Raw genomic sequence first — 1,167 nt, forward strand, 5'->3', positions numbered from 1 at the left:
CCTGCTGCTGCTGGCCGCCGGGGTGTGGACCTCACGGCGATGCCCGAGAGCGTCGAACTGGTGAGCCGTCTGCGTGCCGACGGCGTGCCCGCCGTCATCAGCGGGGCGGGGCCCACGGTGCTCGCTCTGGCCACCCGCGACACCGCCGACAACGTCTCCCGCACGGCCGGTGCCGGCTGGGAGGCGAACCGGCTGGCCGTGGACACGGCCGGCGCCAGCGTGCTGCCGCTCGCCGGCGCGGGAGGCGGGCAGTGACAGGGGGACCGGCTCGTCAGCCGGTTACGGAGAGGGGGAATGTTTGTCGGATCCGGTAGTGTTAACCTCAAGTCTGCACTCGCAGCCGAGACGGTGCGGTGCACGGTGTCCCTCTCCGGGACCACCCCTTTCTTCCGGGAGCTCCCCACACTGTCTGAGCAGCCTGCCGAGCAGTGTCGAACACGCTCCGGAACCGGCGCGGACGACGCACGTCATCCTCTCGCGCCAGTGAATTGATCTCTCCGCCGTACGCACAGGCGGGACCACCGCCCCGGCCCGATCCGCCACATCAGGACCGCCGCCGGACAGCACAACCGGTCGCCGAGCCAGACAGGCCGACGTCCGCTCCAGGGAAGGACCCTTCGTGAGCGACACCACCGATCTGATGGGCGTGAACGCCGACGCGCCTGCCAAGGACGCCTCTGCCGCGCCTGCCTCGGGTACCGCCTCCGGCACCGCAGGACGCCGGCGCCGCTCCGGCACCGGCCTTGAGGGCATGGTCCTGGCGGAGCTGCAGCAGGTCGCTTCCGGCCTCGGCATCAGGGGCACCGCGCGGATGCGCAAGAGCCAGCTGATCGAGGTCATCAAGGAGAAGCAGGCCGAGAGCGGCGGCAGTCGTGCCGCCGAGCCGGCCGCGGCCAAGGCCGCCGAGCCCACCGAGACCAAGCCGAAGCGCCGCGCCACCTCCAAGGCGCGCACCGGCGACAACGCCGAGTCGGACGGCGAGCAGCCGGCCGGCCAGGCGCAGATCGACATTCCCGGCCAGCCGGTCACCGACGAGAAGCCCGCGGCGTCCCGCCGGTCGAGGAACGCCGACAAGGCCGAGCGGGCCGAGCGCCCCGACCGCGCCGACAAGCAGGACCGTCCGGCCCGCGGCGACGGCGGCGGCGACGGCAACGACTCCGGCGCGGG

Annotated in this window: 1 protein-coding gene and 1 pseudogene; both read left to right on the forward strand. The window is 73.1% G+C overall.

Features of this window, described 5'->3' with window-relative positions; all coding sequences use genetic code 11:
* Nucleotides 1-255: pseudogene (locus ACYVE9_RS27630) on the forward strand (hypothetical protein); the annotation flags it as partial.
* Between the two features lie 364 nt (nucleotides 256-619).
* Nucleotides 620-1,167: Rho termination factor N-terminal domain-containing protein (locus ACYVE9_RS27635; protein WP_461030624.1), on the forward strand; the 548-nt coding region annotated here is incomplete at its 3' end.

The organism is Streptomyces sparsus, from assembly GCF_054776295.1.